The organism is Paenibacillus woosongensis (assembly GCF_030122845.1).
GTDB classification, from domain to species: Bacteria; Bacillota; Bacilli; order Paenibacillales; family Paenibacillaceae; genus Fontibacillus; species Fontibacillus woosongensis_A.
In genome coordinates, this window is sequence record NZ_CP126084.1 from 4,203,560 (window position 1) to 4,219,661 (window position 16,102).

At 47.3% G+C, this 16,102-nt stretch carries 22 protein-coding genes; 11 read left to right on the forward strand and 11 right to left on the reverse strand.

Annotated features, from left to right (window positions below):
- Positions 1–86 precede the first annotated feature (86 nt).
- Together modA and modB are read left to right on the forward strand one after the other, a co-directional pair.
- The gene (gene modA / locus QNH46_RS19210; protein WP_283925642.1) at positions 87–869 is read left to right on the forward strand and encodes a molybdate ABC transporter substrate-binding protein; all 783 of its coding nucleotides are present in this window, start codon (positions 87–89) and stop codon (positions 867–869) included.
- Positions 866–1,543: a molybdate ABC transporter permease subunit gene (gene modB, locus QNH46_RS19215; RefSeq protein ID WP_283925643.1), complete on the forward strand. Its 678-nt coding sequence runs from the start codon at positions 866–868 to the stop codon at positions 1,541–1,543. Before modA ends, modB begins: the two co-directional genes overlap by 4 nt.
- 76 nt (positions 1,544–1,619) lie before the next feature.
- Here modB and QNH46_RS19220 read toward each other — a convergent pair whose 3' ends face one another.
- From QNH46_RS19220 to QNH46_RS19240, 5 genes are all read right to left on the reverse strand, one after another.
- Entirely contained in the window at positions 1,620–1,958 is a 339-nt protein-coding gene (locus tag QNH46_RS19220) for a cupin domain-containing protein (RefSeq protein WP_283925644.1), read from the reverse strand.
- A gap of 90 nt (positions 1,959–2,048) precedes the next feature.
- On the reverse strand, positions 2,049–2,471 hold the full coding sequence (locus QNH46_RS19225) for a V4R domain-containing protein (RefSeq protein ID WP_283925645.1): 423 nt from the start codon (positions 2,469–2,471) through the stop codon (positions 2,049–2,051).
- A 747-nt stretch (positions 2,472–3,218) separates the two neighbouring features.
- Positions 3,219–4,079, reverse strand: a complete 861-nt coding sequence (locus QNH46_RS19230; RefSeq protein ID WP_283928504.1) for an IS3 family transposase — start codon at positions 4,077–4,079, stop codon at positions 3,219–3,221.
- An 11-nt stretch (positions 4,080–4,090) separates the two neighbouring features.
- On the reverse strand, positions 4,091–4,387 hold the full coding sequence (locus QNH46_RS19235; RefSeq protein ID WP_283925646.1) for a transposase: 297 nt from the start codon (positions 4,385–4,387) through the stop codon (positions 4,091–4,093).
- Positions 4,388–4,647: 260 nt separating this feature from the next.
- Entirely contained in the window at positions 4,648–5,190 is a 543-nt protein-coding gene (locus QNH46_RS19240; protein ID WP_347342927.1) for a nitroreductase family protein, read from the reverse strand.
- A 380-nt stretch (positions 5,191–5,570) separates the two neighbouring features.
- Here QNH46_RS19240 and QNH46_RS19245 point away from each other — a divergent pair, with 380 nt between their 5' ends.
- Positions 5,571–5,906 carry an iron-sulfur cluster biosynthesis family protein gene (locus QNH46_RS19245; protein WP_283925647.1) on the forward strand — a complete coding sequence of 112 codons (336 nt, stop codon included), beginning with the start codon at positions 5,571–5,573 and terminating at the stop codon, positions 5,904–5,906.
- Between the two features lie 49 nt (positions 5,907–5,955).
- Here the strand turns inward: QNH46_RS19245 and QNH46_RS19250 are convergent, their stop codons facing one another.
- The 5 genes from QNH46_RS19250 to QNH46_RS19270 form a co-directional block, all read right to left on the reverse strand.
- The gene (locus QNH46_RS19250) at positions 5,956–6,306 is read right to left on the reverse strand and encodes a DUF488 domain-containing protein (RefSeq protein WP_283925648.1); all 351 of its coding nucleotides are present in this window, start codon (positions 6,304–6,306) and stop codon (positions 5,956–5,958) included.
- A 91-nt stretch (positions 6,307–6,397) separates the two neighbouring features.
- Complete coding sequence (locus tag QNH46_RS19255) at positions 6,398–6,862, reverse strand: Dps family protein (RefSeq protein WP_283925649.1); 465 nt, start codon at positions 6,860–6,862, stop codon at positions 6,398–6,400.
- Positions 6,863–7,112: 250 nt separating this feature from the next.
- Positions 7,113–7,502 (reverse strand): DivIVA domain-containing protein, encoded by a 390-nt coding sequence (locus QNH46_RS19260; protein WP_213593407.1) that lies wholly within the window; start codon positions 7,500–7,502, stop codon positions 7,113–7,115.
- Between the two features lie 82 nt (positions 7,503–7,584).
- A complete protein-coding gene (locus QNH46_RS19265) occupies positions 7,585–7,830 on the reverse strand; it encodes a glycoside hydrolase family 88 protein (protein WP_283925650.1) in 246 nt (81 codons plus the stop codon).
- The gene (locus QNH46_RS19270; protein WP_283925651.1) at positions 7,751–8,800 is read right to left on the reverse strand and encodes a glycoside hydrolase family 88 protein; all 1,050 of its coding nucleotides are present in this window, start codon (positions 8,798–8,800) and stop codon (positions 7,751–7,753) included. The genes QNH46_RS19265 and QNH46_RS19270 overlap by 80 nt, the downstream gene beginning before the upstream one ends.
- Before the next feature lie 101 nt (positions 8,801–8,901).
- Here QNH46_RS19270 and QNH46_RS19275 point away from each other — a divergent pair, with 101 nt between their 5' ends.
- From QNH46_RS19275 to QNH46_RS19285, 3 genes are all read left to right on the forward strand, one after another.
- On the forward strand, positions 8,902–9,492 hold the full coding sequence (locus QNH46_RS19275) for a beta-galactosidase trimerization domain-containing protein (protein ID WP_283925652.1): 591 nt from the start codon (positions 8,902–8,904) through the stop codon (positions 9,490–9,492).
- 634 nt (positions 9,493–10,126) lie between these two features.
- Positions 10,127–11,290 (forward strand): multidrug efflux MFS transporter NorA, encoded by a 1,164-nt coding sequence (norA, locus tag QNH46_RS19280; RefSeq protein ID WP_283925653.1) that lies wholly within the window; start codon positions 10,127–10,129, stop codon positions 11,288–11,290.
- A gap of 351 nt (positions 11,291–11,641) precedes the next feature.
- Positions 11,642–12,196 carry a hypothetical protein gene (locus QNH46_RS19285; RefSeq protein ID WP_283925654.1) on the forward strand — a complete coding sequence of 185 codons (555 nt, stop codon included), beginning with the start codon at positions 11,642–11,644 and terminating at the stop codon, positions 12,194–12,196.
- A 106-nt stretch (positions 12,197–12,302) separates the two neighbouring features.
- Here the strand turns inward: QNH46_RS19285 and tatA are convergent, their stop codons facing one another.
- On the reverse strand, positions 12,303–12,509 hold the full coding sequence (gene tatA / locus QNH46_RS19290) for a twin-arginine translocase TatA/TatE family subunit (protein ID WP_213593387.1): 207 nt from the start codon (positions 12,507–12,509) through the stop codon (positions 12,303–12,305).
- A gap of 158 nt (positions 12,510–12,667) precedes the next feature.
- Here tatA and ytaF point away from each other — a divergent pair, with 158 nt between their 5' ends.
- From ytaF to QNH46_RS19315, 5 genes are all read left to right on the forward strand, one after another.
- Positions 12,668–13,279, forward strand: coding sequence for a sporulation membrane protein YtaF (gene ytaF / locus QNH46_RS19295; protein WP_283925655.1), 612 nt, complete (start codon positions 12,668–12,670; stop codon positions 13,277–13,279).
- Positions 13,280–13,407: 128 nt separating this feature from the next.
- The gene (locus QNH46_RS19300) at positions 13,408–14,175 is read left to right on the forward strand and encodes a class I SAM-dependent methyltransferase (protein ID WP_283925656.1); all 768 of its coding nucleotides are present in this window, start codon (positions 13,408–13,410) and stop codon (positions 14,173–14,175) included.
- Between the two features lie 121 nt (positions 14,176–14,296).
- Positions 14,297–14,596, forward strand: a complete 300-nt coding sequence (locus QNH46_RS19305) for a spore coat protein (RefSeq protein WP_283925657.1) — start codon at positions 14,297–14,299, stop codon at positions 14,594–14,596.
- 210 nt (positions 14,597–14,806) lie between these two features.
- On the forward strand, positions 14,807–15,757 hold the full coding sequence (locus QNH46_RS19310) for a hypothetical protein (protein WP_283925658.1): 951 nt from the start codon (positions 14,807–14,809) through the stop codon (positions 15,755–15,757).
- Positions 15,758–15,827: 70 nt separating this feature from the next.
- Positions 15,828–16,073 (forward strand): NHLP leader peptide family RiPP precursor, encoded by a 246-nt coding sequence (locus QNH46_RS19315; protein ID WP_283925659.1) that lies wholly within the window; start codon positions 15,828–15,830, stop codon positions 16,071–16,073.
- The last annotated feature ends 29 nt before the right edge of the window (positions 16,074–16,102 follow it).

Below are 16,102 nucleotides of genomic sequence, written 5' to 3' on the forward strand. Positions count from 1 at the left end.
GTTTACTCCCCGGGCCGCAACCACTTATAATGAAACGCAAATCGTCTAACGATACTGGATCACTACTTGAAAGGGAGTTTGTATGTATGAGAAGCCTGCGAATCTTTCCCGCCTTATTCCTGTTCATATCCCTCGTATTTACCGGCTGCAGCACCGCTTCCGATGAGCAGGTGGAATTAACCATTTCAGCGGCAGCAAGCCTTACCGACGCTATGAAAGAAATCCAAGCCTCCTATGAAGCACAGCATCCTGCCGTTAAGCTCACGTTTAATTTCGGGGGCTCCGGCGCCTTGCAGAAACAGATCGAGCAAGGGGCGCCTGTTGATTTATTTCTCTCGGCAGCTGCTAAAAATATGGATCTCCTTCTAGATCAAGACATCATTGATACCAAGCAGCATATGAGTTTGCTGACAAATAAACTTGTCGTTATTGTCCCTGTGGACCATTCAGATGAGGTTCAGAGACTGGAAGACTTGAACGGCAACGACGTTAAAATGATCGCCGTAGGAATTCCAGAAAGCGTACCTGCCGGAAGCTATGCCAAAGAAGCATTAATGTTCGCCGGGCTATGGGACATCCTTCAGCCTAAAGTAGTTCAAGCCAAGGATGTTCGGCAGGTTCTGCAATATGTAGAGACGGGCAATGCTGATGCTGGTTTTGTCTATCAGTCTGACGCGCTGACCTCTGCCAAGGTAAAGATCGCCTTACCCGTTGATCCCGCGATCTATACTCCTGTCGAGTATCCGATCGGCGTTATCAAGTCCACGAAGCATGACAAGGAAGCTGCCGAGCTGTATAACTATCTTCAATCCAAAGAAGCGCTGGATGTCTTTGTTAAATACGGCTTCACTCCAGCACAGTCCTTATGAGCATGCAAATACCTTGGCATGAATTTTGGCAGCCGATCCGCCTGTCCCTGCAAGTCGCCCTGCTGTCCAGCGTGCTGGTCACGATTCTCGGCACAGCCATGGCCCGCTGGATGTCCAGCCGACCGTGGAAGGGTAAAATTGCACTAGAGACTGTTCTTATGCTTCCGCTCGTGCTGCCCCCTACGGTGATAGGGTTTCTGCTGCTTGTCCTCCTGGGCAGAAGGAGCGGGATCGGCCGTTTCGTCGAATGGCTATTCGCCTCACCGCTCATATTTTCTTGGTGGGCAGCGGTCATTGCCTCCATCGTCGTCTCGTTTCCGCTCGTTTACCAGACGATGAAATCTGCGTTCGCTTCGGTTGATCGAGAGCTGGAGGATGCGGGGCGATCCAGCGGGGCCAGCGAGTGGCAAGTATTCCGCTATATTACACTGCCGCTTAGCAAGCAATCTCTGATTACAGCCTATATTCTTGGGTTTGCTCGGGGATTAGGAGAATTTGGAGCCACCGTCATGTTCGCTGGCAATATTCCAGGCAAAACCCAGACGCTTCCCACAGCCATCTATGTCGCGGTCGATACGGGGAATACCGATTTAGCCTGGGCCTGGACCATTACGATCATTTTCATATCATTCCTGATGCTGTTGTTCACTCGGCAAAAAAATAAAAAATGGTGAACAGAGGAAAACCTCATGTTCACCATTTTTTTGGAACCAGCTCTATCGATATCAGTTCAAGTAGGTTGGCACTGCCTTAAACGTTCTTGGCGTAGTTTTCGTTTGGAGTCTTCGTCAACACAACATACAGGCTAGATTTTGACTCCCCGCCGCGATAAGAGAAATCCTTGTCCCCGGTAATATGAAGGACATCCCCTTTGGCAACCACCGATGGCTGTCCATTGCACGTTACTTCGCCAGCACCTTCAAGTACCAATATATACACGTTGGCCCCTGGGTGCTTATGTGTCGGCAGTTCCGCCTCAGGAGCAAAATTCAATACGAAAATAACGTTGTCCTCTTCCTTAAAAAGGATACGCTTCGTAAATTTGTTGTCCACATATTCTTGATACTGAGCAAGATTTTTCTTCTCCATCGTAATCATCCTCCTTATAATTTTGAAGCTGCATTGAAGCAGCATTTAAAACTGCATTGAATGCTGTATTAGGCGCTGCTTGTATCATCTCTAGAGTCGCACCTCATACTCACAGCAATCGTCGCCATTGACATTGCACTTGATTTTCCTGACGGACACTCTTTTGTCCATCATTTTGCTAAGCGCTCCCTCCATAATGGCTCCTTCCAAATCGCAAACCAGATTTCCTTCGATTTCAGGCAGTCCTACGCAAAAGCAATCCTTCACCGCAATATGAAGCTTGTTCTCTTCTTCAAGAACAATTTGCGGATCACCCACCTTCAGCTCTCGGAATAAATCAAGCAGCTCTTGAACGGAATGTACGGGCAGGCTTTCGCCAATTTTCCGGCCAACCGTCAATGTGGTTCCCTTCCCTTTCATCGGAAGGCCTTGATACATGCCGATGAGACGAATAGCTCTGTAAAGCTCAATGGGCACCGCCTCCCCCAAAGCTGTCCTTGAAATCTTCTTCATATCATCAAAAGAGAATTCCTGTAAAGTATCTACGCTCCCCATACAAGCACCTCGTTTCTTCATTTGAACTAATCCTTACTTTTATTGTAGAGGATTTATATATTCAGATTGTGATTTTCGTCACAAATAAAAAGGACTAGATTCACCCCACTGCATCAGGCAGCCAGTTCCTTTTATCTTTTATCTTTTATCTTTTATCTTTTATCTTTTATCCTTTAACCTGTAACCTGTGCCCTGTGCTCTGTGCTCTGTGCTCTGTGTGTACCCCGGATCCGATTTAGTTGCGTTTTGTGTACTTAATTATAGTGTAATGGGACAATTTATAGAGTTAAATGGATTTCATGTATTAAAAAACACTTCAACAACATCATCTGGCTAAAAACCCTGATATTAATGACACAAAATCCAGCTAATTGTACACTTTACGCTAGGTTGCATATTTTAAATACCAAAATTCCATTTAAACTTGTTGGGCAAGAGGGCAGTTTTAAAAAAACAACAAAAAGCGTAAGCTTCCCATACATCACTCCCCATGGATAGCTTACGCGTCAACGTAGTCGACCAAGAAAAAAACGAGGAGCCTATGCATTAGCCGCCGTCATGCAATGAAGCACCGCATGCTGGAAGCTGTTCTCCTATGTGCTCCATGTGCTCCATTTGCTCCATGTGCTCCATGTACACCTATGCGCTCCTATGTGCTCCTATGTGCTCCTATGCTCTTCTGTCAAAAAAGTGGACACAGCTAAACTAAGCAACCCTTTCGTAATACAGCTGCTCAAAGCGAACCGGTGACATATATCCAATCGTACTGTTAGATCTCTTTCGGTTGTAGAAGAATTCCAAATATCGAAAAAGCCTTTGTTGGGCTTCTTGTTTAGTTTTGAACTTAGGTTTGCTGTAGATCAACTCGCGTTTTAAGATACTATGGAAAGCCTCAATACAGGCGTTGTCATAGCAGTTTCCTTTACGGCTCATGCTTGGCTTCATTCCATATTGCATCAGTTGGTTGCGGTATTCTTTACAGGCATACTGGGAACCACGGTCAGAGTGGTGGATCAGCCCTTTTCCTGGCTTCTTTGCGAGGTAGGCTTGCTTCAGGGCATCCATTACAAGGTTAGACGTCATTCTATCACTTAATTTCCATCCGACGATTTGTTTCGTATACAAGTCTAAGATGCTGGCCAGGTAGAGTTTTCCTTGACGGCAAGGAATGTAGGTGATATCGGCTACCCATTTTTCATTCGGTTTCGTAGCTTTAAAATCTTGCTCGAGGACATTTTCGGCTATCGGCATATCGTGACTAGAGTCTGTGGTGGTAACCCTGAACTTCCTTGACATGCACGAACGCAGTCCTTGCTCTCGCATAATAAGGCCAACCGTACGTTCCGATATGCTCCATCCTTCCTTCACAAGTTCATTGTGTATCCTAGGACTGCCATAGGTTTCATCCGAGTCGTAGAAGTGCCATTGAATACGCTCTGAAAGCTTCTGTCTGCGCTTCTCTCTTTGGGAAGGCTCGGCTGCTTTCCATTTGTAATAACCGCTCCTAGATACCTGCAGTACTTTACACATCTTCTCCAGTCGAAAATCGGAGCGGTGATCTTCGATAAATTGGAACCTTAGTTCCTTTCTTTGCTGAAGATGTGCATGGCCTTTTTTAGGATTGCGATCTCTTCCTTAAGATCTTCGATTTCCCGTTGTTGTTCATCGATCATTTGAGATTGCTGGCGAAGAGTTTCGCCTTGGTTAACGGGTTCATTTTCAAATTCTCGATACTTTCCGACCCAGTTTCGTAATGTACCGGGATTAATGTTTAACTCGTTTGCGATCTCCTCGAGTGACTTGGTTTGTTCTTGCACATACTTTACGGCTTCACGTTTAAATGTTTCGTTATACCGTTGTCTCGTCTCACTCATTTCGACACCTCTTCATCTTATTAGACTCATTATCTATTTTTGCATTAAGAGATGTCCACTTTTTATTCTAACTGCACTATGTGCTCCTATGCGCTCCTATGCGCTCCTATGCGCTCCTATGCGCTCCTATGCGCTCCTATGCGCTCCTATGCGCTCCTATGCGCTCCTATGTGCTCCTATGTGCTCCTATGTGCTCCATTTGCTCCATGTACACCTATGCGCTCCTATGTGCTCCTATGTGCCCCTATGTGTGCCTACGATTACCGTACATTGAAGCCATTCGAATGGAACACCGCATCCTTAGCGTACATTTCTTTCGGCGGCGGATCGCTGGCCGGATAACCTAATCCCAGGATGGCTACTACACGATACTTCTCCGGGATACCGAGCAAGTTTCGCACATAGCTTTCCCGCTGGGCAGATTCTTGCTGATCCTCTGCATGATAGACCGCTCCCCAGGCTGCCCCAAGTCCAAGCGATGTCGCGGCCAGCCACAAGTACCCTCCCGCGATGGAGGCGTCCTGCAGCCAATACTTGCTCACTTCCTCGCGGCCGATAATAGCTACTCCAGCAGCAGCCTGCTCCAGCCACCGCATATAAGGCGTTGTCTTGCTCAATTGCGCCAGCAGCGATTTATTCGTAATCAGAATAAATTCCCTTGAGGGCAAATTGTTTCCGGTAGGAGATTGATACAAGGCCGTCTTGAGCTTGCTCAAATCCTCCTCGGAAATCGGAATTTCCTTATACGCCGTAATCTCTCTCCGTTTCTCAATTGCTGACAATACGTCCATTACAATCACCATCCATTCCAAAAATTCGCCCCATAGGCAATAAATCCAATCTGCTTACTATTATAATTTAACATTGTAAAAAGTGGGGATTTGATGGAATAAAAAATAATATCTATAATCAAAACAAGGGACAAGGGAGTGGATGATATAGTTAAACTATAAAAAGGGATGTAGGCAAGTACGTAAAATGTTCCTACGATCGCTGTTGTTCCCAGATTTCTTGGATGGTATAGATTCATAAAGGGTAGAAATCTGATCACAAAGACGCCGCAAGCTTGTCGCTTTCGAAGCAGCTTTCTTTCAGACGGCTTTTGGCTTCTTCGGATCATTTTCCCTCCCTTGCTTATATCCCTTTTTAAAGTTCATCTTATATAAAAAAAGGAGCAGCAACAATGATAAAATTGGAATTATCGCCGTTGGCGGAACGCAGACTTCAGGAGAAATTAGGGGAAGAGCCCGGTGTGATCAAGCTGTATTATGACACGGAAGGCTGCGGCTGTGACGGAATAAATACACTGCTAATCCAAAACGAGAAAGGTCAATTTGACCTTCCGATCGATGCCGGAGGCTTGTCCTTTGTCGTCGATCAACAGCATCAAATTTTCTATGAGGATACACTGTGGCTTGATGCAGAAGAGAACTATCCCGCCTTCAAATTAAGAAGCAAATCGGCAACTTACAGCTCGAATGTCCAGCTTCGGGACATGCGGCATTTGGCCGCACAATAGCCTGCAAAAGCCTACTAAAGATAGCCAGGAGCTGTGTGATCGCGGCACATCATTTACGTTCCAGCACGCCCTGCAGCACAAGTGCATGGTTATGCTTCTGATCCTTAGCTGCGTACAGTAAAGTGACCGTTTCGCTCTCCATCCAGGAACGCAATTGCTCGACATACACTTTAACTTCCTGCGCAGCCAGCTCCTGCTCATAACGCTTGGAAAATTCGGCATACCGTTCAGGCTTGTGGGCAAACCATTTCCGCAGCCCGGTACTCGGGGCAACCTCCTTCATCCATAAGTCGAGCTGAGCTTCGGCTTCGCTGATGCCGCGAGGCCATATTCTGTCCACTAGTATGCGCTTGCCATCCTCGAAAGCGGGATTCTCATAAATTCTTTTGATTTTGAGCACGGTATATTCCCCCTTTACAGAGCACCCGAAGAAACCTGTTCGATTAGGATATGATCCTAATCGAACAGGTTCCATCTGCGTGCCTATGAACTTACTTACCTAAATATGCGTTCAGCATCCATATATGCTTGTCTAAAGCCGACAGCATGCCAAGCAGCAGATCCCCGGTCGCTTCATCTTCAGCCTGCTCTGCGGCTTCCATTCCACTCTTCAACTCTTGGCTAATCGATTCGAAATCAGCGACCACAGCCGCAACCATCTCTTCTGCGGACTGCCTGCCTGCCGCTTCGGAAATCGTCGTGTGCGCCAAAGCATCCTTTAGCGTACTAATCGGTTCGCCGCCAATCGCCAACAGCCGCTCAGCAATTTCATCGACGTAGCCAGCCGCTTCATTGTACAGCTCCTCGAACTTCTCATGCAGCGTAAAAAATTGAGGACCTTTCACGTACCAGTGGAAATGATGCAGCTTTGTATACAACACCGTCCAGTTAGCGATTTGCAGGTTCAATTGTTGATGCAGGGTTTGGTTAGTTTCAGTCAGTACTTGGTTTGACATTAGTAATTCCTCCATTCAATCATCAAAATAGGATCGGTTCTCGTCAGCCTAGCCCTAAGAATTTCATTTTTAAACTATTTTAAATTTAGACTAGATCTAAATCTTAAATATATAATACCACGTCCCCCCATTTTGTGCAATGAAGAATGCATGAACATCCTGTGAATGGAACGACTCTTTAGTGAAATGTTGCGCAAAGTGGGCTTTTTTTATACAAAAAAAGAACCGGCGCTCCGAGCACCAGTCCCTCTTATACATCAAATTCCTTGCGAATATGCAGTTTGAATTGCTCCAGGCTGCGCTCCATTTGCCGGATGCCGTCCTCTACGAGCTGGCGCTCAATCACGCTGCCGGAATCGGTATTCACCTTGCGGACCGACAACGCCTTCTTCTCTTCTTCAAGATAAGCCTGGCGGCGCTGGAGCTCCTTATATTTATCCAACAAATCCGTGATGATATCGTAAAATCTTTCATAGTCAACGATAATATCATCCAGGAAACGGTCTACTTCCTCTTTCTCATACCCGCGCATCTTCACGTCAAAATCTTTCTCATGGATCGTCAGGGCGTCCAGCTTGATGCCAAGCTGCTTGAACAGGCCTTTCTGGTCCTCCAGCTTGCGCGTATATTCGTCTTGCATAATGATCCCTCCACACCTAAAGGCTTGAGCATGCGTAATAAACAGCCATTAAATATGGTACCATATTTGCAAGCAATTATCATTATTCAACAAGCTCGGACTCCAATTGTACAATTTCTATGCCCGCCAGCAGCACAATGCCGATCCCATGCGTATCATTCAGCTGCCAGTCGAGCTCTTCCTTATAATACAGCTTATTAAACGAATACCCTGATCCGCGGCATACGCCGTATACGTTGCCGTGCTTATCAATGCATGTCTCGGTTAGTCCCTCCCAGCCTCTTACGGCCGCCTCCCAAATATAAGTCCGGCTCTTCCAGCCAGCCATGCCGAACCCTACGAGCAAAAGCGTAGATGAACATCGCCGTACAGGAAGCCTCGGCATATGACTCGCCGTCTGTCAGCACCTGATGCCACATCCCGTTTGCGCTTTGCAGCTTGCGGTAGCCCTCGCTAAGCTCGCGGTAAAATTCCAGCAGCTCTGGCCGCAGCTTATGCTCTGGCGGCATGATCATCAGCAGCTCGGTCAGCGAGAAGATGACCCAGCCGTTCCCCCGCCCCCAGGGAACACCGTTTGGTTTGCCGAATTTATGATCAAACACATGATGCATGATTCCTAGCTCAGGAATGAATAAGCGCTCTTTATACCGCAAAAACTGGGAAGCCGCATCGTCCAAATGACGCTCGTCTCCTGTAAGCTCATCATATTTGGACAGAAATGGGGTGCTCATATATAAATCATCACACCACATCGTACCCTTCATGAAATCAACGGTACCGCGAGTCCGGTAGAACGCCCCATCCGGCAAACAATCCTGTACGTTCGTGATGTAATGGGCGATATGGGCGGCCGCGTGCTCCACTCCCAATATGGGACGCAGCTTTTTTGCCGTCAGCATCGCCGCGCCAAAGGAACCGCAATCGTCCAGAGAGTCGATCAAGCTCAGCTGATGGTTCAATCCCGGCGCCCCGTATTGTTTGCGATCCCACTCGGCATAATCATGCCACTTGCTGCATTGCTCGATATGCCCGGTGGCATATTCCGTATAGTGCGGTGCTGACAAGGCCACTCCCGTTCTCAGCAGTCCATAAAGCGTTACGCCCAGTGGATAATTCCATCTGCCATATAGGGGAGTTTCCAGATAAGGCCTCACCCAGCATTCCGGCCGATCCACCCGCCAATAAGTCGCTTCCTGCCCTTGACCAAACAACCGATCTATCGCCGGCACCTCTGCAGCCGAGGGGGCATTGTCTGCTGAAAAAGCTCCACAGGCGTCCACTCGTCCTGCGGGTACCATGCGGTATATTCACCGCATTCATTTAAACGATCAGGGGCTGGAACCCCGTCGCGATCCAGCAGAAGGGGAGCAAAGGGATCGGTATGATTCAGCTTTAGCTTGTGCAGCCCCTGCTTAGAATCATCACGGAGGAGCATACGATTCCGACGGATGCAGGGTTGGGCGAGTTGGAGAAATTAGCGGGCGTGAAGACGGTCTATATGTACCCTATGGACGGTACGGGATCAATCGGACGCGCTTTCGGCGTATCGGCTCCGCTTTCGCTTTGGAGCGCGGTATTCCAGCCGCTGGAAAGCGGCGCGTCCGTGGTGGGCGAGATCAGCGAAGGACTGACGCCCGGTCTGGCGTTCGTGACCGAGCACCGTCATGGACTGGGGAAGATCGTCATGCTGGGCTCGATGCCAAGCGGCGAGGAGGGAGACGCCATGCTTCGCCAGCTTATCCGGCATTATGCGGATGAAGCAGGGGTCACCGTCAGGAGCGACGTGACCCCTGGGACGCTTGTCGCGCCAAGATGTGGAGCTAGTGGCCAAACAGTATGGTTCATCGTCAATATGGATGGCCGCGGCGGAAGCGTCACCCTGCCTTGCCAGGGTACGGATGCCTTAACCGGAGACGAGTTTCCGCCAGGCCAAGTGGCTGTAGAACCCTTCGGATACAAGGCGATCCGTTTGAACCTGCCGCTCTTTTAAATCCTTGTTTAATTTCTCTACATTAAAAAACGACAAGTAACCCCCAAGATGGAACTTTGTACAAAGTGTCCTTCTGGGGGGCTGCATCTTGCACTACGCATACCATCCGCCTCATCCGTGAACTCCTTAACATATTGCGATGCGATGTTTGGGCCATCATTTTCCCCCAGCCCAGAAACTTCTTCAGGCCTTTGCCTCCGCTACCTAATTCGCCCAATTCGCCCAATTCGCGTACTTCTTCAGCAGACCCAGACCCACGCTCGATTTAGGTGGATTTCTTGATTCTATTTTTTACTTTTTCCACGATTAGACGAAATAGCTGTATTTAGTGTGTCTAACGCTTCGTTTTCCTACCAACTTGGGCTTTCCGACTCATTTAATTACACAAAATCCAGTTAAATATACATTCTGAAGGTAAGAACAACTTTTAACTGCAACAAATCCAGTTATTGCACGGGACATCTCTCATATTCTACTGGCCTCGCGCCATAATCAGTACGTGACCAGCAAATACATCCTATACTGCAACAGAGTTATTATTACTGTATAATAATAACTCTGCGGATCAACCTTACATTATAGAGTTATCCATCATCTACTGTTCTTACAGTATGGATTTAGAGGAGTCTTGTTTATGAAAAATCCAAAAATCACCTTGGCCATCCTGCTAACGAATTTATTTATCGCCTTCCTCGGGATCGGGCTCGTTATTCCGGTGCTGCCTACCATTATGAATGAGCTGAATATTAGCGGGAAAGTCGTAGGTTATATGGTATCGGTCTTTGCCATTACACAGCTGATCAGTTCGCCGTTTGCCGGACGCTGGGTGGACAAGTACGGACGCAAGGTCATGATTGTGCTTGGCCTGTTCATTTTCGGCTTCTCAGAGTTTCTGTTCGGACTCGGAAAAACGGTTGAAGTATTGTTCGTGTCCCGCATGCTTGGCGGAATCAGCGCAGCGTTCATTATGCCAGCGGTAACGGCTTTTATCGCGGATATTACAACAAGCGAAACCCGGCCCAAGGCGCTTGGCTATATGTCTGCTGCCATCAGCACAGGCTTTATCATCGGCCCCGGATTTGGCGGATTTCTCGCGGAAATCGGCACGCGCCTTCCTTTCTATACTGCCGGGCTGCTGGGTGGGCTCGCTGCGATTCTGTCCCTGGTTCTGCTGAAAGAGCCTGAACGTGCAGTTGAGGATTCCACAAAACCAGGGCAAACGACTGGTCTGCGCCGCGTCTTCCTTCCGATGTATTCCATTGCATTCATATTGATCTTCGTGTCGTCGTTCGGCCTGGCTGCGTTTGAGTCGCTCTTCAGCCTGTTCGTTGACCATAAGTTCGGCTTCACGCCGAAGGATATTGCTATCGTCATTACCGGCGGGGCACTGGTCGGCGCGATTGCCCAGATCCTGCTGTTTGACCACCTCATCAAGCGTTTAGGCGAAATCAATGTCATCCGTTATTGCCTGGGGATTTCCACGGTTCTTGTACTCCTGATGACATATGTAAGCACATATTTCATCATACTGCTGACCACCTTCGTCCTCTTTACCGGCTTCGATTTGATGCGTCCGGCCATCACGTCGTATTTATCAAAGATTGCCGGGAACGAGCAAGGCTTTGTGGGCGGCATGAACTCGACATTTACTAGCATCGGCAATATTTTTGGCCCGATTGTGGGTGGTGCGCTGTTCGATATTAATCTGAACTATCCCTACTATTTCGCGGCCATCGTCCTGTTGATCGGTACGGTAATTGCGCTGTTCTGGAAGAAACCGGAGGTTGCTGAAGGATAGATGGGTGTATCAATTGCGCCATCAAAACTGTTGCCGTCCGTATTTTCTCCTTCTTCGAGCCATGCCCCCTGTTCGCCAATCTTGTTGGAGGCCGCATTGTTTACCGCCTTTATCCAATGCGGCCTGTCCTCCTCTACAATCGCCTCCAATGCCTCCTATGTCTTCATTTAATCTATGATACTAATCAAGCCCCCTCAGTAACTTGTAACTTGCCTATCTTAAACCAAACCCTAACCGTAGAAATCTCATTCTGCTTTTTTTCGTATTAATTTTAAACAAGCTATTGTTAAGGATGTAATTTCCATTATATAATAAATCTAGTAATATATTAAATTTTTTAGGAGGTTTTGTATGAAAAAACTGAAGCAATGTGCCGTTCTACTCGTTTTCCTTCTGATTTTTGCCAATTCGTACAGCTTGGCTCACGCAGCCTACGGGAACACAATCACAGTCACTTCCACCTATAACATGCCTGTCGGCTGGATGATTAAAAGTTCCTCTACATTTGCGGGAACGACAACTTATGTTCTTGTTGATTTAAACGGAGCGCCTTATGGAGCAACACAAACGGTCACATCTACTTATAATATGCCTTACGGTTGGATGATCAGAAGCTCCTCTACCTTTGCCGGGACAACCACCTACGTCATTGTCAACCTCAACAACGGCCCTGCACGCGCAACGCAGCAGGTTACTTCTACCTATAACATGCCTGCTGGATGGATGATCAAGAGCTCCTCCACGTTTGCGGGAACAACGACATACAATCTAGTTAATTTAAATGGCCTGCCTACTGGAAGCACGGAACAGGTAACCTCGATCTACAACTTGCCTTCCGGCTGGATGATCCAAAGCTCCTCTACCTTTGCCGGGACTACGACATACAATTTAATCAAGGCGTATTAACTATATTCTTTATAAGCGGCCCTCTTTTTAGAGGGCCGCTTTATTAGCTGCAATGATTATTCATGCAACAAAAAAAGGCACCCTTCGGCGCCCCCATTTTCTATCATTAGGACTTGCTTGTTTCTTCGATGGACTTGACTTCCTGCGGCTTGTCTTCCTCTTCTTTGAAATCTCCGCGGGCGCCTTTCTTGAATTCCCTTAACATCGTGCCAAAACTGCGTCCAAGTTCCGGCAGTTTGCTGGGACCGAACAACAGGAGCGCGGCAATGACCAGCAACAGCAGATGCGTTGGCCGCAACAAGTTTTCAAGCACATTTATCACTCCTCAGATATATCTTATTGTAAATTATACTACTTTATACGGTAGAAAGGGAGTTTTTCTCTTCACTTTCAGCAAATTATTATGGGAGAAACCAAAATGCAGTCCTGGGCATATGCTGTGAGCAAAGCGATGCAAAGGAGTGAACCTCGTTGAGTTCCTACAGTCTGTTAGCGATCATCGCGATCGGTGTGGCGTCCAATTTAGACAACGCTGGGGTCGGAATTGCTTACGGTGTTCGAAAAATCCATATTCCCTGGTATTCCAATTTAACCATTGCCTTCATTTCCTTTTTGGCTACCCTCGTTTCCGGCTTATTTGGAAATTTGATATCCACCTGGATGCCCCCTTGGATCGGCCAGTTGATCGGCACGATCGTCATTATCGGTGTCGGCATATGGGTGCTCATCCAGCCCTACTTGGAGAAGAAGCCTGCCCCCAAAGAACCCTCGGCAAATTCTTTAACACGGCTGCTCCAAAGTCCGGAGGAAGCCGATATCGACAGTTCCAAGTCGCTTAGCATACCCGAATCAATCATTCTTGGAATCGCCCTGGCGATGAACGCTTTAGCTGGTGGCTTCAATGCAGGCATTACTCAATTAAATGTATGGTACACCTCTCTGTCTGTAGGCTTATTCAGCTTTATACTGTTGGCCCTTTGCGCCGGATTCGGGGAGAAGTTCGCAGCCGAGAAATTGGGCCATCGGGCAACGGTAGTTTCCGGCTTGCTGTTGATCTTTATCGGTTTTCGCCAAATGTTCTAAAGGAACCCCCTTCTCATAGGTGATATCTATCACGCAGATTGGAATTATATATTTAACTAATTAGGTCGATTGTGCCATGATGGGAATAGCAAAAAATAACAATCAGGCCTAATTAGGAGGATGACATGATGGGATCGATTCATGACTGGAAGCCGGAACTGTATGATCAGAAGCTTGGATTCGTATCCGATTACGGGAAAGATGTACTTCGTCTGCTTCAACCGCAGCCGGGAGAGATGATTCTTGATCTGGGCTGCGGAACCGGCGACTTAAGCTTTGAAATTCAGAACAGCGGGGCCAGGGTGCTCGGGATGGACTACTCCCCTGCCATGATCGAGCAGGGCAGACGGAAATATCCTAGCCTTGATTTTATCGTCGGCAATGCGGCGGATTTCTCCCTGGATCAAAGCATGGATGCCGTCTTCTCCAACGCGGCCCTGCACTGGATCAAGGATGCCGAGGCTGTCGCCGCTTGCGTGTGGAGAGCTCTTCGGCCGGGAGGACGGTTTGTTGCCGAATTCGGCGGCCGGGGCAACGTAGATACCATTATACAGAGCACCTGCAAAGTACTATCTGAACATTACGGCATCGATGGGGAACAGCGCAACCCGTGGTTTTTCCCTAGTATTGGCGAGTATAGCTCATTGCTGGAGGCACAGGGCTTTCGCGTAACCTATGCTGTACATTTTGACAGGCCTACCCCACTTGAAGACGGGGAGAATGGTTTATTTCATTGGCTAAGTGGTCTAGGCGCGGATGAATTCTTTCAAGACCTTTCGGATACGAATAGAGCTAGAGCATTTCAGCAAATCTGTAATGCTGCCAGAGCCAAGCTGTATCAGGACAACGTTTGGTTCGCAGACTACAAACGGATCCGTGTCGTTGCGTTTAAGTAAGCATAAATCCCCGTTGTACAGGATGATCCAAACCTTAGAACAATTTTGGAAAATGACGTGCGCAGCGGAACTGAGGATATTCAACAACTAAGAAACCTACTCGTATAACAGGAGGCCGCAAATGAATACCACAATGAAGAACACGACCGGAATGAACGCAATGACCGACCAGGTAGTTGCCGCCGATTTGTTAATCGCCGCCAAAAGCGGAATCAAGAACTATGCAGCCGCACTCTCCGAAGCAGCTACTCCGGAGGTTAGAAACGTATTGTGTGATCAACTGAGTAAAGCTGTCAACCTTCACGAACAAATCTTCAATTATATGAAGGATAACGGCTATTATAATGCTTACGACCCAGACCAGCAAATTCAGATGGATATACAGAATGCCGACAACGCCTTAAATTTGCCGAATGCATAAATCTGCTTCTCCTGAAAATGCCGCCAAGAAAAGCTTTTGGCGGTATTTTTAAATGGCCAGACAAGCTCAACCTTCATTTAGATCAAAAGTCACAGATTTGTATTTTTAGAACTTTTCATATACGCTATAATATTAGTAACCGGATTACTCTCGTCTTCTTTGCCAAACGGATTATGTTATTGGTATACCGGGCTTCCATTATGATGAGAGGTGTTTATTTTGCGCTGGCTTTCAAGTTATGAAGAAGATTTGCAGCAAGCGTTCGCTGCAGCGGACAAGTTGTTGTCTGACCTCCCCCCCTCTTTTTGCCAACCTGCTCGTGACTTCCTCGACAAGTTTCATGTATTGAAGGAGAATCGCTCGAAAAATTATATTTGCTACCTTCTGCCGTACTGGCTGCAGGAGAAATCCGCAGTACAGATCACGGATTGCCGCCAAATCGCGATAGCAAATATTTTCGGGATGATGTATTATCACTTGCTCGACGACTTGATGGACAATCCTGAAGCAAGATTTAAGCATCAGCTCCCCTTAGCCGATATGATTCACTTCGAGTTCATGAGCATCTACCGAGAATACTTCCCCACTGGCTCACCATTTTGGTCCTACTTCCGGAAATACATCGCTGAATGGGCCGATGCCGTCACCCACGAGAACAGCAGCAACTTCTTCCTGGAGAATCCCATCAGAATCGCACACAAAGCAGCGCCCGTCAAACTGACAGTTGCCGCCGTTTGCTTGCTCTCTAATCAGGAGGAGAATATTCCCACCTTGGAGGATAGCGTGGACACCGTCCTTATTACACTGCAAATGCTGGATGATTGGATGGACTGGGAGAAGGATTTAACGGAAGGGAGCTATAACTGTCTCGTTGGGCTGATTGAAACGAAACAGCAATTGACGGAGCAGCGCCGACCTGCGCCGGACGAGATTAGACAAGCGATTTACACGCAAGACATCTTACTAGAGTATGCACAGCAAGCAGAGGCTCACCACCAATCCTTAAGTAATGTTCGTTGTTATGCCCCACATCTATATGATTTCCATGAATTCCTGGTACTTAATATTCGCCAAGCTGCTGAGCAAATCGTGAAGGATAGGAAATTGTTGGAAAATGGCGGTTTAGAGTATTGGCTGTCGAAAAAAATGGCGAATTCCTAGATTAAAACAGTGACCAATGTTATAATATGTAAGTATTTATAACCATTTTTTCTGAGAAAGGGTGATCTTTATGACAACATCAGGAGCTCTCCTTCAAACACAGATTATTCAGAAAGCTTGGCAAGATCCTAGTTTCAAAGCAAAACTGCTAGCCGATCCGAAGGCGGCAATCCAGGAGGCGCTTGGGGTTATAATTCCGGATCACATCCAGGTTAAAACAGTTGAAGAACATTCCGACGAATTTTATCTTGTGCTTCCCCCAAATCCGTCGGACGTAATTAAAAGTGACATCAAGCCGAATGCTGTGTGGAGCTAGCCTCATATCTTTCATAGAAAACAAACACT

Bases quoted from the DNA above. Each gene is read 5' to 3' on its own strand.
- modA (WP_283925642.1), top strand. From the start codon at position 87: ATGAGAAGCCTGCGAATCTTTCCCGCCTTATTCCTGTTCATATCCCTC.
- modB (WP_283925643.1), top strand. From the start codon at position 866: ATGAGCATGCAAATACCTTGGCATGAATTTTGGCAGCCGATCCGCCTG.
- QNH46_RS19220 (WP_283925644.1), bottom strand. From the start codon at position 1,958: ATGGAGAAGAAAAATCTTGCTCAGTATCAAGAATATGTGGACAACAAA.
- QNH46_RS19225 (WP_283925645.1), bottom strand. From the start codon at position 2,471: ATGAAGAAGATTTCAAGGACAGCTTTGGGGGAGGCGGTGCCCATTGAG.
- QNH46_RS19235 (WP_283925646.1), bottom strand. From the start codon at position 4,387: ATGAGTGAGACGAGACAACGGTATAACGAAACATTTAAACGTGAAGCC.
- QNH46_RS19240 (WP_347342927.1), bottom strand. From the start codon at position 5,190: ATGGTGATTGTAATGGACGTATTGTCAGCAATTGAGAAACGGAGAGAG.
- QNH46_RS19245 (WP_283925647.1), top strand. From the start codon at position 5,571: ATGATAAAATTGGAATTATCGCCGTTGGCGGAACGCAGACTTCAGGAG.
- QNH46_RS19255 (WP_283925649.1), bottom strand. From the start codon at position 6,862: ATGTCAAACCAAGTACTGACTGAAACTAACCAAACCCTGCATCAACAA.
- QNH46_RS19260 (WP_213593407.1), bottom strand. From the start codon at position 7,502: ATGCAAGACGAATATACGCGCAAGCTGGAGGACCAGAAAGGCCTGTTC.
- QNH46_RS19265 (WP_283925650.1), bottom strand. From the start codon at position 7,830: ATGGCTGGCTGGAAGAGCCGGACTTATATTTGGGAGGCGGCCGTAAGA.
- QNH46_RS19270 (WP_283925651.1), bottom strand. From the start codon at position 8,800: ATGGTACCCGCAGGACGAGTGGACGCCTGTGGAGCTTTTTCAGCAGAC.
- norA (WP_283925653.1), top strand. From the start codon at position 10,127: ATGAAAAATCCAAAAATCACCTTGGCCATCCTGCTAACGAATTTATTT.
- QNH46_RS19285 (WP_283925654.1), top strand. From the start codon at position 11,642: ATGAAAAAACTGAAGCAATGTGCCGTTCTACTCGTTTTCCTTCTGATT.
- QNH46_RS19300 (WP_283925656.1), top strand. From the start codon at position 13,408: ATGGGATCGATTCATGACTGGAAGCCGGAACTGTATGATCAGAAGCTT.
- QNH46_RS19305 (WP_283925657.1), top strand. From the start codon at position 14,297: ATGAATACCACAATGAAGAACACGACCGGAATGAACGCAATGACCGAC.
- QNH46_RS19315 (WP_283925659.1), top strand. From the start codon at position 15,828: ATGACAACATCAGGAGCTCTCCTTCAAACACAGATTATTCAGAAAGCT.